We start from the raw sequence: 18,082 nt of genomic DNA, 5'->3' as shown, positions 1-18,082 counted from the left end.
CCGATGACGGACAAGGAAACGGCGAAGGAAACAGCGGCGCACCTGCGCCGGCAGATCGCGCGCACCAGGAGCCAGCTGGGCGCCACGGTCGAGGAGCTGGCCGGCAAGACGGACGTACGCGGCCGGGCCCGGGCCCGCGCGGCGGACTTCCGGGACCGCGCCGGCGCGATGACCGTGCAACTGCGCAGCACGGCGGCCCAGGCCGGTCACACGGTCCAGGGCCGGGCGGCTCACGCGCGTCACGCGGTCCAGGAGCAGGCGTCGCACGCACGTCACGCCGTCCAGGAGCGGTCGACCCACGCCGGGCACGTGCTCCAGGAGCGGTCGACCCACGCCGGGCACGTGCTCCAGGAGCGGGCGGCCCACGCCGGGCAGACCGCTCAGGGCCGGGCGATCGAGGCGGGCCACGGCGCCCACGGACGGATGACCCGCGCCGGTCAGGCCGTGGAGCAGCAGGTGCCGGCCCCCGTCCGCGGGCCCGTCCGGTTCGCGATGCGGCACCCGCGGCCGGTCGTGATCGTCGGCGCGGCGGGTGTGGCGCTCGTGGCGGCGGGGATCCTGGGGAGGCGCCGGGCCAGGCACCAGTAGGCGTCCGGGAGCGTCGGCCCGGCATCCGCAGGACGCGGGTGCCGGGCCGACGTATGCCGGTATGCCCGGATGCCCGGATGCCTGATGTCCGCCTTGACGCCCGTCCGCCCCGTGCCCTCCAAAGAGAGCCCACCGAAAACTCTTCCCTCCTGGACAAAAAAAGTTTTCGGTGAGAGGGTGGACGCATGTTGGACGTCACCGTGATCGAGGACCCCGAGGCCGCCGCCGTCTCCCTGGACCCCATACGGGCCCGGCTGCTGGCCGAGCTGGCCGCGGGACCCGCGTCGGCGGCGATGCTGGCCGGAAAGGTCGGCCTGCCCCGGCAGAAGGTGAACTACCACCTGAAGGCACTGGAACGGCACGGCCTGGTCGAGCTGGCCGGCGAGCGCCGCAAGGGCAATGTCACCGAGCGGCTGATGCGCGCCACCGCCGCCTCGTACGTCATCTCGCCGCTCGCCCTCGCCGCGGTCCAGCCCGACCCCGACCGTTTCCGCGACCAGCTCTCCGCGCGCTGGCTGCTCGCGCTCGGCGCCCGCCTGGTGCGGGACGTCGGCTCGCTGATCACCGGCGCCACGAAGGCCCGCAAGCGGCTGGCGACGTACGCGCTGGACGGCGAGGTCCGCTTCGCCACCGCCGCCGACCGCGCCGCCTTCGTCGAGGAACTGACCGCCGGGGTCACCGCCCTGGTCCGCAAGTACGACGCCCCCGGCGCCGAGGACGGCCGTGACCACCGGATCGTCGTCGCGGTCCATCCCACCGTCAAGCCGCGGAACCCCGAACTCACCGACCACTGAGCACACTTCAGGAGAACGTCATGTCCAGGGAATTCGAGATCGCCCGCGAGTTCGAGGTCGACGCCACCCCCGAGGAGGTGTGGGAGGCGATCACGAACGGCACCGGCGGGTACCTGTGGCCGATGGAGCCGCCCGAGCCCAAGGTCGGCGGCAGGGCGGCCTTCGGCTCCACGGTCACCGTCTACGATCCGCCGCACCACCTCACCGTGCGCAGCGAGGACGTCGGTTTCCCCGTCCAGAGCGTGAACCAGCTCGAGCACGTCATCGAGTCGCGCGACGGCGGCCGGCGCGCCTGGGTGCGGTACGTGCACAGCGGGATCTTCACCGACGACTGGGACAACCAGTACGACGGAGCGAGCCGGCACACCGACTTCTATCTGCACACCCTGCGCGAGTACCTCACCCACTTCGCGCCCCGCCCCGTCACGTTCGCCCAGCTCAACGGCCCCGAGGGCAGTATCACCCCCGGGGCGCTCAGCGAGGTCGAGCGGGCTCTGGGGCTGGCGGAGGACGCCGCCCCGGGCGCCCGGGTGACGGTGCGCGGTCCGCGCGAGTTCGACGCCGTGCTCGACTACCGGAACCCGTACTTCGTCGGACTGCGCACCGACGACGCCCTGATCCGTGTCTTCGGGCGCAACCACTGGGGCGCCCCGGTCGGCGTCAGCGTCCACGACTTCGCGCCGGACGCCGACGCCAAGGCGAACGAGGACGCCTGGCAGGGCTGGCTGGACGGGGTGTTCAGCCGGCCCCGCTGACCGCTGACCGGCGGTTACGGCTTGAAGCGCAGCACCTGCGGGTCGTGGTCGCTGATCTGGTCGTGGAACTCCGAGTTGATGTGCACGCTGTCGTACTCGAAGTCGCAGCCGCGCCGGATCGACGGGCTCACCAGGATCTGGTCCAGGACCTGCTGGTTGCCCTGGTAGTCGTACGTGTACCGCTCGCTCCGGGGCAGCGACTTGATCGCCGACCACAGCTCGCCGTCACCCTCCAGGATCTTCGCGGTGCCGGAGAACTCGAAGTCGTTGATGTCGCCGAGTGCGACGACGTCCGCGTTCTTCTGCGTGTCGAGGACGTCCTTCACGAACGCGTTGACCAGCGTCGCCTGCTGGTGGCGCTGGGTCTCCGAACTGCGCGTCACCGGCTGGTACTGCGCGTGCAGCGACTGGTCGCCGCCCTTGGAGTTGAAGTGGTTGGCGATCACGAAGACCGTACGGCCGCGGAAGACGAACTCGCCGACCAGGGGCTTGCGGCTGTTCGCCCACGCGGTGTCCGCCGGGTCGATACGGCCCGGCGACGCGGTGAGCTGCGCCTTGCCGTGCACCTTCGTCACTCCGACGGCCGTCGTCGCGTCGCCGCCCGCGCGGTCCGTGAAGGACACCCGCTCCGGGTTGAACAGGAACACCTGGCGGATGTTGCCGCCCGGCTCGCCGCCGTCGGTGTCGTTGATCGGGTCGATGGAGCGCCAGTCGTACCGCGGGCCGCCCGCCGCGACGATCGCGTCGATCAGCTTGGTCACGGTGACGTCCGCGGCGGTCGTGCCGTCGTCCTTCGCGCCGTTGTTGTCCTGGATCTCCTCCAGGGACACGATGTCGGGCGACTTCAGGTTGTCCACGATCGCGGAGGCGTGCTCCTCGAACGTGGCGTCGGACGGGTCGAGGTTCTCGACGTTGTACGTCGCGACCGCCAGCTCGCCCCTCTTCTGCCGCTCGGTCGTCTCCCGCTCCAGGCCGCCGCTCTTCAGCGTGCCGAGGGTGTGCGCGACCAGGGTGTAGCCGCCGAACTGGTTGTAGTCCAGCGGGCCGGTGGTGGTGCCGGCCAGGGTGTCGCCGACGTTCGCCACGGGGAAGCCGGCGGTCGGGCCCAGCGACTGGATCTGCAGCCGGCCGGTGTTCTGCGACTCGTAGGAGCCGTACACCGTGCCGCCGCGCCGGCTCGCGTTCTCCCGCGGCTTCACCGTCACCCACAGCTCGCTGTACGGGTCGGTGGCGGTGACCACCCGGGCGTCGGCGACCTGGACGTTCATGCCCTCCAGGGACTCGTAGTGGTCCAGGGCGTACGTGCCCGGCCGCAGCGGGAGACCGTTGACGGAGTTGTTCGCGGCGCTGTCGCCGGCCGGGGCGTAGGCGGCCGGGACCGACTTCGCGTCGATCACCGTGGCGGCCGGGACCGCGTTGCCGCCGGAGACGACGGTCACCGTCGGCTTGGTGATCTCGGTGACCGACTGGTTGGCGGACGCCGCGCCGCCGGGGACGTACTCCGTGACCGTGCCGCTCACCGTGACCGAGTCGCCCACCGCGACCTTCGGGACGGAGCTGGTGAAGACGAAGACGCCCTCACTGGTGGCCGGGTCGGCGTCCGGGTTCGGATCCTGGATCCAGAAACCTCTGGAGGAGCCGTAGGTGCGTATACCGGTGACGATTCCGGTCACACCCGTCACCGCCTGGCCGGCGTACGGCGACATCCGGGTCGTGCCCTGGATGTCATGAACGGCCACCGTGTCCGCCTGCGCGGGAGAGGAGAGGGCGACGGTGGACGCCGCGGAACAGACGGCGGCGACGGTGAGCGCGGCGACGCGCGCGGACTTCTTGCTCGGCAACGTGATCCCTCCGGGGACATGCGTGGGCGCCGGGACGAGGATGGAGCGGGAGCGCGTATGACGCGCGTAGAAATGAGTGAACACTCGTTCCCTCGACTTCTACGCGCGTCAATCTCCTGCTTGATCAGGCCAGTTGTCAAGGAATGAGCCATGTATGGCTCCCTACGGGGAGATGAACCGGACGGGATGGGTCGAAATCCCTCTAGGCTGAACGCCTGAGTGGTACGACGCCCTAGGAGAACCCGCCGATGTCAGACAGCTCCCCCCTGCCGCCCGTACGGCTGCACCCCGAAGCGGAGCTGGCGCGAGACGCGCTGTCCACGCCGTTGCTCTCCCGGGCCGCCCGGCTCGCCCGCTGGGCCGGCCCCGACACCCGCGTCGACCCCGGCGGCCAACTGGTCGAGGAACAGCTGCCGGCCGCCGCCGAGGTACTCGGACTGACCGGTGACGACGCCACCGCCTACGCGAGCGAGGCCTGGCGGATCGCCATGGACATCGGGCTCGTCGAGCTCGTCGACGAGGAGACCGGCACCGTCACGGCCGGCGAGGACCTCGCCCGGCTGACCGGCGGCGCCCCGCACGACGTGCTCGGCGTCTGGCTCGGCGCCCTGGAGTCCGTGATCGCCGACGCGGCCGTACCCGACCTCGACGAGCTGATCGACGCCATGGACGAGGGCGGCGCCGTCGACTTCTCCCAGCTGGACTGGGACCCCGAGCGCGAGGCCGAGTTCCTCAACGGTGTGCTCGGCAACCTCTACCTGCTCACCGCCGGCGAGGACGGCCCCGGCGACGGCCCCGTCCCGCTGCCCGCGCTCGCCGCCTCCATGATCGTCCCCGGCGACATGAGCGAGCCCACCAACGACGTCCTGGAACAGGTCTCCGACGCGATGATGCGCCTCGACGACCAGTTCCGGCTCCTGGAGCCGATCGGCCTCGTCGTCCACCAGCCCGTCGACGAGGCGCTGATGGGGGACGCCGAAGAGACCGCGGAGGACCCCGCCGCGACCCCGGTCGACGAGACCGACGTCTCCCGCTACGGCATGGTCCGCCTCACCCCGCTCGGCCTGTACGGGCTGCGGGCGCGCCTGCTGGAAGCCGGCTTCCAGGCACCGGCCGTCGGCGAACTCTCCGACAAGGGCGCCGACGTGCTCCTCGACGGCAGCGCCGGCTACGGTCCGAGCGCCGCCCGCGCCGAGACCGAGCAGTGGCTGGCCCGCCGCGAACCCGTCGCCGCCGCACGGGAGTTGCTCGCCGCCGCCCGTGGCTCGGACCCCGGCGCGCCCCTGCGCCGGCTGCGCTGCCAGCAGGCCCTCTCGCTCGTCGGCGCCCAGGCCGAACCCGCCGTCCGCGAGGTCCTCGACGACCCCGAGCTCGGCGGGCTCGCCCGGGTGTGGCTCACCGAGCTGGGCGCCACCGACGTACCGGCCCCGTCCGAGAAACTGGTCTTCTGGCTCACCATCGACACGGTGGCCGCGCAGCTCGCCGCCGAGGGCAACTCCGAGGAGCTGCAGGCCCTCGTCGAGGGACTCGCCCAGCAGCACAGCGGCTTCTTCGCGGCTGCCTGGCGCGTCGAACACCCCGCGACCCCGGACGTGCTGGAGGCGATGGGCCGCCTCCACCCGGACAAGCGCATCGCCAAGGAAGCCCGCAAGGCGGCCTTCAAGGCGAGGTCCCAGCAGAGCGGCTGACCGCGAGTGTCCTCGGGCTCCCGTCCGTCGAGGCAGGTCGCTCCGGGTCTGCGTCCTGCCCGAGGTGGGGGGCTCTTGGAGGGGGCGGCCCTGCCGAGGAGGGGCTGGCTGGGGGTTGTGACCCCTGGGGTGGGCGGCGGTGGGTTTCGGTCCCAGCGCCGGGTGTCGTGGCGGGACGCGTGCGGGTTCACGGAAGCGGGTCCCCCCGCGCCGTCCTCCGTTCAACTGCTGTTCAGGCGTGGGCGGGACGGTGGCGCCGGAATCGAGGTCCGCCACCCTCCACGGCACACCCACCGTCTCAGGAGACACCATGTCGCTCACCCGCAGGGACTTCGCCAGACACTCCGCGCTCACCGGTGCCGGGGTGGCACTGGCGGGCAGTGTCGGCGCCCTCGCCACCGCGCCGAACGCCCTCGCCTCCACGGAGACCGAGAGCGCGACGGCGGAGTCCGCGGCCGCACACGGCGGGGTCGGCTACGGGCCGCTGGTCCCCGACCCCGACGGCATCCTCGCGCTGCCCGCCGGGTTCACGTACAAGATCATCACCTACAGCGGCAGGACCAAGCTGGAGTCGGGCGAGCTCACCCCCTCCAACCACGACGGCACCTCCACCTTCGACGGCCCGCGCGGGGCGACCCTCCTGGTCAACAACCACGAGCTGAAGGGCCCCCGGTCGGCCTGGAAGTACCCCGTCCCGCTCACCGAGGGCCTGGTCTACGACCCGGCCGCGTCCGGCGGCTGCACGGTCGTCGAGGTGCGTCCCGGCGGCCAGGTCGCCGAGTGGGTCGGCATCGCCGGCACCTCCACCAACTGTGCGGGCGGCAACACCCCTTGGGGCACCTGGCTCACCTGCGAGGAGACCGAGGACAAGGCCGGCCAGAACGGCATGACCAAGGACCACGGCTACGTCTTCGAGGTCGACCCCGAGGACCGGCGCGCCAACAGGGACCCCAAGCCCCTCAAGGCGCTGGGCCGTTACGCCCACGAGGCGGTCGTGGTCGATCCCCGGCGCGGCCACCTCTACCTGACCGAGGACGCCTCCGGCCCCAACGGCCTCCTCTACCGCTGGACCCCGCCGGAGGGCTTCTGCCACGGCCGCGGCAAGCTGCGCACCCTCGCCGACGACGCCGGTGTGCTCCAGGCCTTCAAGTGCTTCGACTCCGGTGGCAAGTTCGTGGACGACCTCTCCCGCGCCACCAAGATCGGCACGGTGTACGGCGTGGACTGGGTGACCGTCCCCGACCGCGACGCGAAGACCACGTCCGTCCGCAAGCAGTTCACCGACGGGCAGATCACCCGCGCCCGCAAGCTGGAGGGCATGTGGTGGGGCGACGGCGGCACATACATCGTCTCCTCGTACGCCCGTGACGAGAGCCCCGTCCGGCACGACGGCGCCGTCTGGTTCTACGACCCCAAGCGCCGCACCCTGACCCTGAAGGTCCTGCTCGGCGTCAACCCGGACCCGGACGCGGACGGCGAGTTCGACGGCCCTGACAACATCACCGTCTCCCCGTACGGCGGCCTGGTCATCGCGGAGGACGGCGAGGGCGTCCAGCACCTCTTCGGCGCCACCGACAGCGGTCGCACCTACCCGATCGCCCGCAACGAACTCAACATCGGCACCGCGCAGGAGCCGGAGTGCAGCGAGTTCACCGGCGTCACCTTCTCACCCGACGGCCGGACCCTGTTCGCCAACATCCAGGACCCGGGAATCATGCTGGCGATCACGGGGCCGTGGAAGCGGCAGAAGCGGTAAGGATTTAGTTCCCTCGAACGAGTGACTTTCGCTCGCTTTGCTCAGCCCTTCCCTGCGTCGGCTTGATGCTTCTGTGTCGTGCTGGTTTGTCAGTCGAGGCGGGGAGGGGTTGTGAAAGATGAGGTACGGGGTGGTTTCGCCGAAGGCTCCCGGGTTTGGCTTGCCGATGGATCGGTAGGCTCAATTGAGGAGGTCGTCGAAAGGCGCCTTCCCGTTCTTTCGTTCAGCAAGGAATGGGACACCAGGCCGGTTCGATATGAGCCCAACCAGGGTATCCGGGACCTCTCTGTCGGTGACCTCGTTCCGGTGGTTCCGGACGCCTGGTCCGCAGGTCCCGAGCGAGAAGTGATGAGTATCAGGTTCGTTTCCGGTAGAACCCTCGAAGCCGCACCGGATCAGTCATGGGTGGCTCAACGGCGGATTGGCCGAAGGTCATGGGAATGGAAGCGGACCGGTGCTTCGGTACTCGGCGATCGCGTTCCGTTTCCCTTGACTGCGGCTCAGTTCGGACCAGAGGGGGAAAACGCCGCGTGTACGGCGTCACCGTAAGCCCCTCTCGTCTGTACTTGATCAATGGCCTTGTGGTGGGTGCTGCGGGGCAGGCCGCTCTTGCCGGTCGTTGACCAGTCGCTGGAAGCCGCGGCCAGGCGGGCCTGTGGCCCGCACTCCCTCGGGGGTGCGGGCCACGCCCTTGTGTACGGGGGCACTGACATCTAACATTTCAGCCGTGGAGGCCATGCGACCCGTCCAGCGCACCCTGCTCAGGGACCGCGCCTACGCTTCGATCCGGGACGCCATCGTGTCCGGGGAGCTCGAACCCGGGGCGGTGGTGCGGGACGCCGAGCTCGCCGAGCGGCTCGGGCTGTCGCGGGCGCCGGTGCGGGAGGCGTTCTCGCGGCTGGTGGACGAGGGGCTGCTGGAGAGCAAGCCGCAGAGCTACACACGGGTGACGCCGGTCGTCGCCGCCGATGTGCGGGACGCGGCGGCCGTGGTCGGCGCCATGCACGAGCTGGTCACCCGGGTCGCGGTGCCCCGGCTGTTCGCGGCGGACGTCGAGGGGATGCGCACGGCCAACGAGCGCTTCGCCGCCGCCGTGGGGGCCGGCGACGTGGACGCCGCGCTGAGCGCCGACGACGACCTGCACGACATCCTCGTCCGCGCCGCCGGCAACCGCGCGGCCGCCGCCACCATCGCCCGCTACACCCCCCTGATCCGGCGGCTGGAGCGACGACGCTTCGGCGAGGGCGGCACCTGCCGTTCGGCCGGGCTGCACGGACGGCTGATCGAGGCCTGCGCCGGTGGTGACGTGGACGAGGCGGTCCGGGTCACGGCGGAGATCTGGCGCACCCTGGCCGACCTGGCCGACACCGACTGAGCCAAGGAGGCTCCATGGCCGCGAAGTCCCTCTCCTCGTACGAGCGTTACCCCCTCCTCTTCGGCCCCTCGCCGGTGCACCCGCTGGAGCGTCTGACCGCCCGTCTCGGCGGGGCGGCCCTCTGGGCCAAGCGGGAGGACTGCAACTCCCCGATCGCGTACGGCGGGAACAAGACCCGCAAGCTGGAGTACCTGGTCGCGGACGCGCTCGCCCAGGGCTGCGACACGCTGGTGTCGATCGGCGGCGTGCAGTCCAACCACACCCGTCAGGTCGCCGCCGTGGCCGCCCGCGCCGGGCTGAAGTGCGTGCTGGTGCAGGAGAGCTGGGTGGAGTGGCCCGACGCCGTGTACGACAAGGTCGGCAACATCCTGATCAGCCGGCTGGCCGGTGCCGACGTACGCCTGGTGCGTGCCGGCTTCGGGATCGGCTTCAAGGAGAGCTGGGAGCGGGCGCTGCGGGAGGTGGAGGAGTCGGGCGGCAAGCCGTACGCCATTCCGGCCGGGGCCTCCGACCATCCGCTGGGCGGCCTCGGCTTCGCCGGGTGGGCGTACGAAGTGGCCGAGCAGGAGCGTGCGGCGGGCGTCTTCTTCGACACCGTGATCGTGTGCTCGGTGACCGGTTCGACCCAGGCCGGCATGGTCGCCGGTTTCGCGGCGCTGGAGGAGGCCGGTGGCCGCCCCAGGCGGGTGATCGGGATCGACGCCTCGGCCAAGCCCGCCGAGACCCGCGAGCAGATCGCCCGCATCGCCCACCGCACCGGCCGCCTCATCGGGCTCACCCGCGAGGTGACCGTCGACGACATCGAGCTGGACGAGCGGTACCACGCGGGCGTCTACGGCGTCCCCGACGACACGACCCTGGAGGCGATGCGGCTCGCCGCCCGGACCGAGGGCATGGTCACCGACCCCGTCTACGAGGGCAAGTCGATGGCCGGCCTCATCGACCTGGTCACCCGCGGCGAGATCACCCCCGACTCCACGGTCCTGTACGCCCACCTGGGCGGCCAGCCCGCGCTGAACGCGTACAGCGCGCTGTTCTAGGCGCCGCCGGGACGGGAGGACCTGGAGTACTCCCCGTCTGGTGTCCCCGCGGGAAGTGGTGGAGCATGCGGACAGCACGCAGGAGCCCGCAGAAGCAGCCCGCAGAGACGAGCGCAGTGAGCGGGGACCGTCTCCTCCCACGGAGAGAGTCCCCGGTTGGCGAGGAGTGACCGGATGACGCACGTCAGACCCATGCGCGCGGACGCTCGCCGCAACTACGAGCGCTTGCTGAAGGCGGCGGCGGAGGCCTTCGCCGAGCATGGGGAGGGCGCCTCGCTGGACGACATCGCCAAGCGGGCGGGCGTCGGCTCCGGCACGCTGTACCGGCATTTCCCCACCCGGCAGGCGCTGTTGGAGGCGGCGTACGTCGACCGGATCGAGGCGCTGGCGGTGCGGGCCGGCGAGCTGGGCGAGGAGCTGGCGCCGGGGGAGGCGCTGGTGGAGTGGCTCAACGAGCTGTGCGTGGGGACGATCCAGGTGCGGGGGATGAAGGCGCTGCTGGGGTCTGCCGTGACCGACGGCGGCGCGGCGGCCGTGACGGTCTGCGGTACGCACCTGAAGGACGCGGCGGTCCGGCTGGTGGAGGCGGCGCAGGGGGAGGGGACGCTGCGGGGGGACGTCGAGGCGGTCGACGTGCTGAGGCTGGCGCACGGGGTGGCCACGGCGGCGGAGCTGGCGAAGGGGGACGGCTCCGCCATCCGCCGGTACGTGGCGTTCCTGACGGAGGGGTTGCGGGCGTAGGAGCGGGCGGGGCTGGGTGTGCCGCGGTGGCGGGCCGGACCGCAGCGGCGGCGGAAGGCCGGCCGCTGCGGCAGCGATGTCAGCGTCCCGACGGGGGTGTCACAGGGCCTGGGCCGCCGGCTGGACCATGTTGCGTACCGTCCGCGCCTTCACGAACTGGCCCATCGCCGTCATCTCCCACTCGCCCGAGAACTGGCGGATCAGCTTGGCCATCATCACGCCCGTCTGGGCTTCGGCGTTGGTGAGGTCGAAGCGGACGAGTTCCTCGCCGGAGGCGGCGTCCAGGAGGCGGCAGTACGCCTTGGCGACCTCGGTGAACTTCTGGCCGGAGAAGGAGTTGACGGTGAAGACCAGGCCGGTGACCTCCTGGGGGATCCGCCCCAGGTCGACGACGATCACCTCGTCGTCGCCCCCGCCCTCGCCGGTGAGGTTGTCGCCGGAGTGCTTGATCGCGCCGTTCACGATGGAGAGCTTGCCGAAGTAGCAGCTGTCGATGTGGTTGCGCTGCGGACCGTAGGCGATGACGGACGCGTCGAGGTCGATGTCCTTGCCGCGGTAGGCCGGTTCCCAGCCGAGCCCCATCTTGACCTGCGAGAGCAGTGGGCGGCCGCCCTTGACGAGGGAGACGGTCTGGTTCTTCTGGAGGCTGACGCGGCCCTTGTCCAGGTTGATCTTCCCGGCGCCGGGGGCGGGCGGGGGCGGTGCCTGGGGCATCGGCGGGGCCTGCGGGGTGACGGGCGCCTGCGTCGCGGGAGCCGCGGGCGCCGTCGGCTGGGCCGGTGCCGCCGGTTCCTCCACCGAGACGCCGAAGTCGGTGGCGATGCCGGCCAGACCGTCGGCGTACCCCTGGCCCACCGCACGGGCCTTCCAGGCGCCGTTGCGCAGGTAGATCTCCACGACCACCAGTGCCGTCTCGGTGCCGAGCTGCGGGGGTGTGAAGGTCGCCAGGACGCTGTTGTCGTCCGCGCTGCGGATCGTGGCCGTCGGTTCGATGCCCTGGAACGTCTGGCCCGCGGCGTCCGGGCTCGCGGTGACGACGATCTTCTCGATGCCGGGCGGGACGGCGGACGTGTCGACGGTGATCGCGTCGGGTGCCGTGCCGCCGCCCGAGCGGTACGTCACCCCCGGCCCGCTCGGCTGGTTGTAGAAGATGAAGTCGTCGTCGGAGCGCACCTTGCCGTCGGCGGTGAGCAGCAGGCCCGATACGTCGAGCCGCACCGGTGCGGCGACGTCCACCGTCACGCGCACGACGGGGAGAGGGATGTTCGAGCCGGGGGTCATAGCTGTCATGCCGGGTGAACGAACGAGACCACTTTGCCGTTCCCTTACCTGGGCCGGACGGGCCCGCCCGTGCTCCTCGCGTTCAGACGCGGACGACCTGCGGCCCGAGCAGCGCGTACCGCTGGGCCTCGGCCGAGGGGAGCAGGGTGCTCGTCACGATCGCCTCCAGCGCGTCGATCCCGGCGAACCGGCAGAAGGTCACCGCTCCGAACTTGGTGTGCACGCCCGCGAACACGGTGCGGCGCGCGGCCCGGATCGCCTGTGCCTTGACCTCGCCGACCGCGGGGTCGGGCGTGGTCAGACCGTGTTCGCGGGAGATGCCGTTGGCGCCGATGTAGGCGAGGTCGACCACGAACCCGGCCAGCATCTTCGTCGTCCAGTGGTCGACGGTCGCGAGGGTGCCGGGCCGCACCCGGCCGCCGAGCAGCAGCACCGAGGTGTTCTCGGCTTCCGCGAGCGCGCCCGCGACCGGCAGGGACGCGGTGACCACGGTCAGCGGCCGGTCCCGGGGCAGCGCCTCGGCGATGAGCTGCGGGGTGAAGCCCTCGTCGACGAAGACCGTCTCGGCCTCCCCGAGGAGTCCGGCCGCGGCGGCCGCGATCCGGCGCTTCTCGGGCACGTGGCTGGTGGCGCGGTAGGCGAGCGTCGTCTCGAAGCCGACGCTCTCGACGGGATAGGCGCCGCCGTGCGTACGGCGCACCAGGCCGTGGTCCTCCAGGGCGCGCAGATCCCGCCGTACGGTCTCCTTGGCCACGCCCAGCTCGGCGGCGAGCGCCGCGACGTCGACGGATCCGGTGGCACGGGCGGAGCGCACGATCTCCCGCTGCCGCTCCTCCGCCGTTCTCGGGGCCATGACCGCACCTCCTCGCTTCTCCCCGGACCGCCCGTTCGGGCCCCGCGGGGCCCATGGGGAATTTCTACAGCGGGTGTGCGGCGGTGGACCAGGTCCGGTGCGGGCGGCGTGCCGGCGGGAGGGTGCGCCGTGGTGTCGGGCAGGGCGTCGCGTCAGTACGGCCAGATCGGCGGGTCGCTGACGAAGTGGCCGCCCAGGTGGGCGTGCGCGATGTTGTCCGGGTCCAGCTCCCCCTGCTCGGCGATCAGCTTCTCGGCGTACGGCTCGGAGTCGTCCTGCGGCTCGTAGCCGAGCGCCCGGGCCGACGACAGGTCCCACCACAGGCGGGTGTTGGCGGAGGAGCCGTGGACGACCGTGTGGCCGACGTCCTCGGCGGTCAGGGCCGCGTGGAGGAGACGGGCGCCGTCGGCGGGGCTCATCCACACCGACAGCATCCGCACGCTGGTGGGCTCGGCGAAGCAGGAGCCGATGCGCACCGACACCGTCTCCAGGCCGTGCTTGTCCCAGTAGAGCTGGGCGAGGTCCTCGCCGAAGGACTTGGACAGGCCGTAGAAGGTGTCCGGGCGGTGCGGGGTGTCGACCGGGATCAGGGGGTCGTCGCCGCGGGGGCGGGGGGTGAAGCCGACGGCGTGGTTCGAGGAGGCGAAGACGATCCGTCCGACGCCCTCCTCGCGGGCGGCCTCGTACAGGTTGTACGTCCCCTCGATGTTGGCCTTCAGGATCTTCTCGAAGGGGGCTTCCAGGGAGATGCCCGCGAGGTGGATGATCGCGTCGACGCCCCGGACGGCCTCCCTCAGGGCCTCCCGGTCGGCGAGGTCCGCGACGATCGCGTCCGGTTCGCCCTCGACGGGGCGCAGGTCGAACAGGCGCAGTGCGTAGCCGTAGTCGGGGAGCAGGTCCCGCATCAGCGTGCCGAGGCCGCCGGCGGCGCCGGTGAGCAGGACGGTACGGGGAGCGGGCATCCTCGGGTCTCCTTGCGGTCGACGGCCGGACCGCCGCATGCACGGAGCTCGTTACCGGCCGCATGCATGGACGTTATTCACATGCTTGGACACGCTAAGGATCTCCGGCATCCTCCGTCAAGTGTCCCGCGGACCTGGTGATTCCGGCCCTGACGTGCCGTGTCCGCGCTTGACCTGGCCGGAACGGGCTCCCTAGGGTGAGCGTGTTCAGAAATGTGGACACCGGTCAGAAGAACGCACGCGTCGTTCCAGGGAGAGCCCGTGACGTCAGCCCCTCTCGCCGCCCCTCTCTCCGCACGCCTCCGCGTCCCCGGCGGACCGCTGTTCTTCCCCGTCACGGCCTACGGCGCCGACGGCTCCGTGAACCTCGACGTCTACCGTGCGCATGTGCGCCGGGGCGTGGAGGCCGGCGCCGCGGCCGTGTTCGCCTGCTGCGGCACGGGGGAGTTCCACGCGCTCACGCCGGAGGAGTTCGGGGCCTGCGTCGGGGCGGCCGTCGAGGAGACCGGCGGACGGGTGCCGGTCGTCGCGGGCGTCGGGTACGGGACCGCCCTCGCCGTGCGCTACGCGAGGCTCGCGCGGGCCGCCGGGGCCGACGGGCTGCTCGCCCTGCCGCCCTACCTCGTCGTCGCCGCCCAGGAGGGCCTGCTGCGGCACTACCGGGAGGTGGCGGCCGCCACCGAACTGCCCGTGATCGTCTACCAGCGCGACAACGCCGTCTTCACCCCCGCCACCGTCGTCGAACTCGCCCGCACCGACGGGATCATCGGGCTCAAGGACGGCCTCGGCGACCTCGACCTGATGCAGCGGTTCGTCAGCGCCGTACGCACCGAGGCCCCCGGCGACTTCCTCTACTTCAACGGCCTGCCGACCGCCGAGCAGACCCAGCTCGCCTACCGCGCCCTGGGCGTCACCCTCTACTCCTCCGCCGTGTTCTGCTTCGCCCCCGAGATCGCCCTCGCCTTCCACCGCGCGCTCACCACCGGCGACGAGACCACCGCCCACCGCCTGCTCGACGGCTTCTACCGCCCCTTCGTCGAACTGCGCGCCCAGGGCCGCGGCTACGCCGTCTCCCTCGTCAAGGCGGGCGTCCGGCTGCGCGGCCTCGACGTCGGCGAAGTCCGCCCGCCGCTGCACGAACCGAGCGAGGATCATGTCAAGCAGCTCGCCCAGGTGATCGAGCGCGGACACGCGCTCCTGGAGGAGGACAAGTGAAGGCGTCGACGTTCGTCTACCCCTGGGACGTCAACGGCGATCCCGAGGCCCCGGCCCGCATCGCCTCCCTCGGGGTGGAACAGGTGACCCTCGCCGCCGCCTACCACTCCACCCGCGCCCTCACCCCCCGCCACCCGCGCCACCGCATCGTCACCGCCGAGCACGCGGCCGTGCTGTACCCCGCGGACGGCCGCTGGGAGGGCCGGGAGCTGCGCCCGTACGCGGCCGGCGACTGGGCCCCCGGCGACGCGTACGGCGAGGCAGCCCGGGCCCTCGCGGACGTCGGCCTGGAGGTGCACACCTGGGTCGTCCTCGCCCACAACTCCCGGCTGGGCGCCGACCATCCGCGGACCTCCGTCGTCAACGCCTACGGCGACCGCTACCCCTGGGCGCCCTGCATCGCCCAGCCCGCCACGCGCGCGTACCTCGTCGACCTCGCCGCCGAGGCCGCCGTACGCCCCGGCGCGCGCGGCACCGAACTGGAGTCCCTCGGCTGGTACGGCCTCCAGCACCTGCACGCCCACGACAAGACCGGCGGGGTCGGTCTCGGCGACGCCGGCCAGTACCTGATGGCGCTCTGCTTCTGCCCCGCCTGCCGGGCCGGCTACGGCGCCCGGGGCCTGGACGCCGACGCGCTCGCCGCCGCCGTACGGGAGGCACTCCGGCCGCTGTGGCAGGGGGAGCCGGACGACGGGGGCTGGGCGGGCGTCGAGAAGCTGCTCGGGGAGGAGACGGCCGCGGCCACGCGCGCGTGGCGCGACGAAACCGCCCGCACCCTCCAGGAGGCGGCCGTCGCCGCCGTCCGCGCGGCCGCCCCCGACGGCTTCCAGGTGCTGCTGCACGCCGACCCGGTGACGTACCACGTCGGCGCCAACCCCGGCGTCGACCCCGCCCACGTCCTGTCCGTCGCGGACGGTGTCGTGGTGCCGTGCGCCGGCGGCCCGGGCCTGCTGACCCCCTTCGCCGAACAGGGCGCCGAGGGCGCGGTGATCGCCGCCAACTTCGGCGTCGTCTCCGGCATGGGCGGCAGCCCGCGAACGCTCACGGCCGACGCGGCCCGCGCGCGCGACCTCGGCGCGACGGAGATCCGCCTGTACCACGCGGGCCTCGCATCCGACGCGGACCTGGCAGCCGTAAGGGAGGCGCTGAGGGCCCGCTGAACGGGGGCGCCCCGGGGGCCCGCCGTGTGGGGCGCCGCGCACCCGGCGGCGGGGACCGCCGGACAGGGGAGCCCCGGGGGAGGCTGGTGGGCTGGGCGCCGCCCGTTCCGGCCGCGGGGAACCGGGCCCCAGGGATTCCCCGCTCACCGCGGCAGCCATCTGCGACGCTTGCACGCACCCGGCCCCTGCGCCTCCCTCGGCCCCGGCCGACCGCCGCGCACCGCGGCCCGCTGCCACACACCATGCACACCACGTGGGACACCCGGGGCGGCGGGGGCACACCGGGCCCCGACGGGGTGCGTGCCCCCGGGCGGGGCGGAGTCCCCGACGATGTCGCTTCCGTGCGGGCCCGGGCCCCGGTGCGTCACCTGCCGGCGGGGGCGGAGCCGCCCGCGTGAGGCTTCCGGGGCGACGCCTCCCGGGTGGGGGCGGTTCCGGTGGACGGGCGGGCGGCGTGCGGGTGGGGTGGCTTCGGGGGAGCGATGAGTTTCGGGGGTGCGGGCGGTCCACCCCTCATGACCGACACGACGACCACACTCGACCTCGGACCCCAGACCGAAATCGTGGCGCGCCTCGCGGCGGCCGTCCAAGACGAGCAGCTCGCGGACGGCACCCCCTGCCCGGGGTGCGCCGTCCGGAACATGCTCGGCCATCTCACCGGCCTGGCCGCCGCCTTCCGGGACGCCGCGCGCAAGGGGCCGGGGACCCTCACCGGCACCGCGCCCGACGCCGCCGCGGCGGACCTCGGACCCGGCTGGCGCACCGCGCTGCCCAGGCTGCTCGACGAACTCGCCGACGCCTGGCGGGACCCCGCCGCCTGGACCGGCATGACCCGTGCGGGCGGCCTCGACATGCCCGGCGCGGTCGCCGCCGCCGTCGCCGCCGACGAGCTGGTGATCCACGGCTGGGACCTGGCCCGGGCCACCGGCCAGGAGTACGCCCCCGACCCGGCGGCGCTGCGGGCGTCGTACGCCTTCCTGCGGGCGGCCGCCGACGAGTCGGACCGGGGCGACGGGATCTTCGGCCCCGTCGTGCCCGTCCCGCGGGACGCCCCGCTGCTCGACCGGGCGGTCGGGCTCAGCGGACGTGATCCGGGCTGGACACCGTAGACGGCCTTGTGAGATTGGCGCAGACATACGGAATAAGGGCGCACCCGGCCGCGGGGGATCCGTACGCTCACCGGCATGCCCCTCAGTCTCACCGTCCTCGGCACCGCCTCCCCGCACCCCCGGCCGGGCCGTCCCTGCTCCGGCTACCTGCTGCGCGGCGGAGGCGCCGAGATATGGGTGGACGCGGGACCCGGAACGTTCGCCGAGTTGCAGCGGCACACGGATCCGGAGCGGCTCACGGCGATCTGGATCTCCCATCTGCACGCCGACCACAGCGCCGATCTCCTCGCCGCCGCCTACGCGTTCGCCTACGGCGGGATGACCCCGCCCGTCCCCGTCCGGGTGTACGCGCCCACCGACTGCGCCCGGCGCCTGGCCGGCTTCTTCGGGCGTCCCGACGTACGCTTCCTGAGCGGCGTCTTCGACTTCCGTCCCTTGTACGACGGCCACACCGTCCGGCACTGGAACGTACGCCTCACCTCCCGCGCGGTGGCGCACGACACCGAGACGTACGGACTGCGCGCCGAGTCCCAGGGGAGCATTTTCGCGTACTCCGGGGACAGCGGGCCGTGCGACGCCCTCGGTGAACTCGCCTCCGGGGCGGACATGTTCCTGTGCGAGGCCGACACCGACCGACATCGCGATGGCGAACAGGTCCACCTCACGCCGGAGGACGCCGGTGACGCCGCCCGCAAGGCGGGAGTGCGCGAGCTGTACGTCACGCACGTCGGCCCCACGCTGACCAGGGAGTCCGCGACCGCCCGGGCCGCCGCCGCCTTCGGCGGGCCGACCCGCGCCGCACGCGAGGGCGAGACCATCCCGTTCTGATCCCCTCCCGATCCCTTCCGGCGCCCCATGAGGCGCAACCTCAACTTCCTTTGTCAGAAGCATTGACGAAACACAGGCGCCCTCCTACCTTCAACG

16 protein-coding genes are annotated in these 18,082 nt (G+C 72.4%); 12 read left to right on the top strand and 4 right to left on the bottom strand.

Features of this window, described 5'->3' with window-relative positions; genetic code table 11:
* Window positions 1-3: 3 nt before the first annotated feature.
* From ACFY30_RS20755 to ACFY30_RS20745, 3 genes are all read left to right on the top strand, one after another.
* Entirely contained in the window at window positions 4-588 is a 585-nt protein-coding gene (locus ACFY30_RS20755) for a DUF3618 domain-containing protein (RefSeq protein ID WP_390846639.1), read from the top strand.
* A gap of 185 nt (window positions 589-773) precedes the next feature.
* Window positions 774-1,382: an ArsR/SmtB family transcription factor gene (locus ACFY30_RS20750; protein ID WP_390846638.1), complete on the top strand. Its 609-nt coding sequence runs from the start codon at window positions 774-776 to the stop codon at window positions 1,380-1,382.
* A 20-nt stretch (window positions 1,383-1,402) separates the two neighbouring features.
* Window positions 1,403-2,137: an SRPBCC domain-containing protein gene (locus tag ACFY30_RS20745; protein WP_390846637.1), complete on the top strand. Its 735-nt coding sequence runs from the start codon at window positions 1,403-1,405 to the stop codon at window positions 2,135-2,137.
* 14 nt (window positions 2,138-2,151) lie between these two features.
* On the opposite strand, the gene ACFY30_RS20740 is transcribed toward ACFY30_RS20745, so the two are convergent.
* Window positions 2,152-3,978, bottom strand: a complete 1,827-nt coding sequence (locus tag ACFY30_RS20740; RefSeq protein WP_390846636.1) for an endonuclease/exonuclease/phosphatase family protein — start codon at window positions 3,976-3,978, stop codon at window positions 2,152-2,154.
* A 248-nt stretch (window positions 3,979-4,226) separates the two neighbouring features.
* On the opposite strand from ACFY30_RS20740, the gene ACFY30_RS20735 reads away from it, so the two are divergent.
* The 5 genes from ACFY30_RS20735 to ACFY30_RS20715 all read left to right on the top strand — a co-directional run bounded on the left by ACFY30_RS20735 (window position 4,227) and on the right by ACFY30_RS20715 (window position 10,578).
* Window positions 4,227-5,666, top strand: a complete 1,440-nt coding sequence (locus ACFY30_RS20735; RefSeq protein ID WP_390846635.1) for a hypothetical protein — start codon at window positions 4,227-4,229, stop codon at window positions 5,664-5,666.
* A gap of 310 nt (window positions 5,667-5,976) precedes the next feature.
* Window positions 5,977-7,422, top strand: coding sequence for an alkaline phosphatase PhoX (locus ACFY30_RS20730; protein WP_390846634.1), 1,446 nt, complete (start codon window positions 5,977-5,979; stop codon window positions 7,420-7,422).
* Window positions 7,423-8,149: 727 nt separating this feature from the next.
* The gene (locus tag ACFY30_RS20725) at window positions 8,150-8,797 is read left to right on the top strand and encodes a GntR family transcriptional regulator (RefSeq protein ID WP_390846633.1); all 648 of its coding nucleotides are present in this window, start codon (window positions 8,150-8,152) and stop codon (window positions 8,795-8,797) included.
* Between the two features lie 14 nt (window positions 8,798-8,811).
* Window positions 8,812-9,837 carry a 1-aminocyclopropane-1-carboxylate deaminase gene (locus ACFY30_RS20720; protein ID WP_390846632.1) on the top strand — a complete coding sequence of 342 codons (1,026 nt, stop codon included), beginning with the start codon at window positions 8,812-8,814 and terminating at the stop codon, window positions 9,835-9,837.
* Between the two features lie 174 nt (window positions 9,838-10,011).
* A complete protein-coding gene (locus ACFY30_RS20715; protein ID WP_390846631.1) occupies window positions 10,012-10,578 on the top strand; it encodes a TetR/AcrR family transcriptional regulator in 567 nt (188 codons plus the stop codon).
* A gap of 99 nt (window positions 10,579-10,677) precedes the next feature.
* Here the strand turns inward: ACFY30_RS20715 and ACFY30_RS20710 are convergent, their stop codons facing one another.
* From ACFY30_RS20710 to ACFY30_RS20700, 3 genes are all read right to left on the bottom strand, one after another.
* Window positions 10,678-11,859 (bottom strand): TerD family protein, encoded by a 1,182-nt coding sequence (locus ACFY30_RS20710; protein ID WP_390846845.1) that lies wholly within the window; start codon window positions 11,857-11,859, stop codon window positions 10,678-10,680.
* A gap of 82 nt (window positions 11,860-11,941) precedes the next feature.
* Complete coding sequence (locus tag ACFY30_RS20705; RefSeq protein WP_390846630.1) at window positions 11,942-12,712, bottom strand: DeoR/GlpR family DNA-binding transcription regulator; 771 nt, start codon at window positions 12,710-12,712, stop codon at window positions 11,942-11,944.
* Between the two features lie 152 nt (window positions 12,713-12,864).
* Complete coding sequence (locus ACFY30_RS20700) at window positions 12,865-13,674, bottom strand: NAD-dependent epimerase/dehydratase family protein (RefSeq protein ID WP_390846629.1); 810 nt, start codon at window positions 13,672-13,674, stop codon at window positions 12,865-12,867.
* Between the two features lie 213 nt (window positions 13,675-13,887).
* Here ACFY30_RS20700 and ACFY30_RS20695 point away from each other — a divergent pair, with 213 nt between their 5' ends.
* The 4 genes from ACFY30_RS20695 (at window position 13,888) to ACFY30_RS20680 (ending at window position 17,986) form a co-directional block, all read left to right on the top strand.
* Window positions 13,888-14,889 carry a 5-dehydro-4-deoxyglucarate dehydratase gene (locus ACFY30_RS20695; RefSeq protein WP_390846628.1) on the top strand — a complete coding sequence of 334 codons (1,002 nt, stop codon included), beginning with the start codon at window positions 13,888-13,890 and terminating at the stop codon, window positions 14,887-14,889.
* Window positions 14,886-16,049, top strand: coding sequence for a hypothetical protein (locus ACFY30_RS20690; protein ID WP_390846627.1), 1,164 nt, complete (start codon window positions 14,886-14,888; stop codon window positions 16,047-16,049). The genes ACFY30_RS20695 and ACFY30_RS20690 overlap by 4 nt, the downstream gene beginning before the upstream one ends.
* 515 nt (window positions 16,050-16,564) lie before the next feature.
* A complete protein-coding gene (locus tag ACFY30_RS20685) occupies window positions 16,565-17,158 on the top strand; it encodes a TIGR03086 family metal-binding protein (RefSeq protein WP_390846626.1) in 594 nt (197 codons plus the stop codon).
* A gap of 75 nt (window positions 17,159-17,233) precedes the next feature.
* Window positions 17,234-17,986: an MBL fold metallo-hydrolase gene (locus tag ACFY30_RS20680; RefSeq protein ID WP_390846625.1), complete on the top strand. Its 753-nt coding sequence runs from the start codon at window positions 17,234-17,236 to the stop codon at window positions 17,984-17,986.
* Window positions 17,987-18,082: the final 96 nt, after the last annotated feature.

Source organism: Streptomyces sp. NPDC000345 (genome assembly GCF_042898825.1).
In the GTDB taxonomy this organism is placed as follows: domain Bacteria; phylum Actinomycetota; class Actinomycetes; order Streptomycetales; family Streptomycetaceae; genus Streptomyces.
This window is presented reverse-complemented; position numbering and strand designations above follow the sequence as displayed.

Coding starts and splice junctions, on each gene's coding strand:
- ACFY30_RS20755 (WP_390846639.1), top strand. CDS start 4: ATGACGGACAAGGAAACGGCGAAGGAAACAGCGGCGCACCTGCGCCGG.
- ACFY30_RS20750 (WP_390846638.1), top strand. CDS start 774: ATGTTGGACGTCACCGTGATCGAGGACCCCGAGGCCGCCGCCGTCTCC.
- ACFY30_RS20745 (WP_390846637.1), top strand. CDS start 1,403: ATGTCCAGGGAATTCGAGATCGCCCGCGAGTTCGAGGTCGACGCCACC.
- ACFY30_RS20735 (WP_390846635.1), top strand. CDS start 4,227: ATGTCAGACAGCTCCCCCCTGCCGCCCGTACGGCTGCACCCCGAAGCG.
- ACFY30_RS20730 (WP_390846634.1), top strand. CDS start 5,977: ATGTCGCTCACCCGCAGGGACTTCGCCAGACACTCCGCGCTCACCGGT.
- ACFY30_RS20720 (WP_390846632.1), top strand. CDS start 8,812: ATGGCCGCGAAGTCCCTCTCCTCGTACGAGCGTTACCCCCTCCTCTTC.
- ACFY30_RS20715 (WP_390846631.1), top strand. CDS start 10,012: ATGACGCACGTCAGACCCATGCGCGCGGACGCTCGCCGCAACTACGAG.
- ACFY30_RS20710 (WP_390846845.1), bottom strand. CDS start 11,859: ATGACCCCCGGCTCGAACATCCCTCTCCCCGTCGTGCGCGTGACGGTG.
- ACFY30_RS20705 (WP_390846630.1), bottom strand. CDS start 12,712: ATGGCCCCGAGAACGGCGGAGGAGCGGCAGCGGGAGATCGTGCGCTCC.
- ACFY30_RS20700 (WP_390846629.1), bottom strand. CDS start 13,674: ATGCCCGCTCCCCGTACCGTCCTGCTCACCGGCGCCGCCGGCGGCCTC.
- ACFY30_RS20695 (WP_390846628.1), top strand. CDS start 13,888: ATGTGGACACCGGTCAGAAGAACGCACGCGTCGTTCCAGGGAGAGCCC.
- ACFY30_RS20685 (WP_390846626.1), top strand. CDS start 16,565: ATGACCGACACGACGACCACACTCGACCTCGGACCCCAGACCGAAATC.
- ACFY30_RS20680 (WP_390846625.1), top strand. CDS start 17,234: ATGCCCCTCAGTCTCACCGTCCTCGGCACCGCCTCCCCGCACCCCCGG.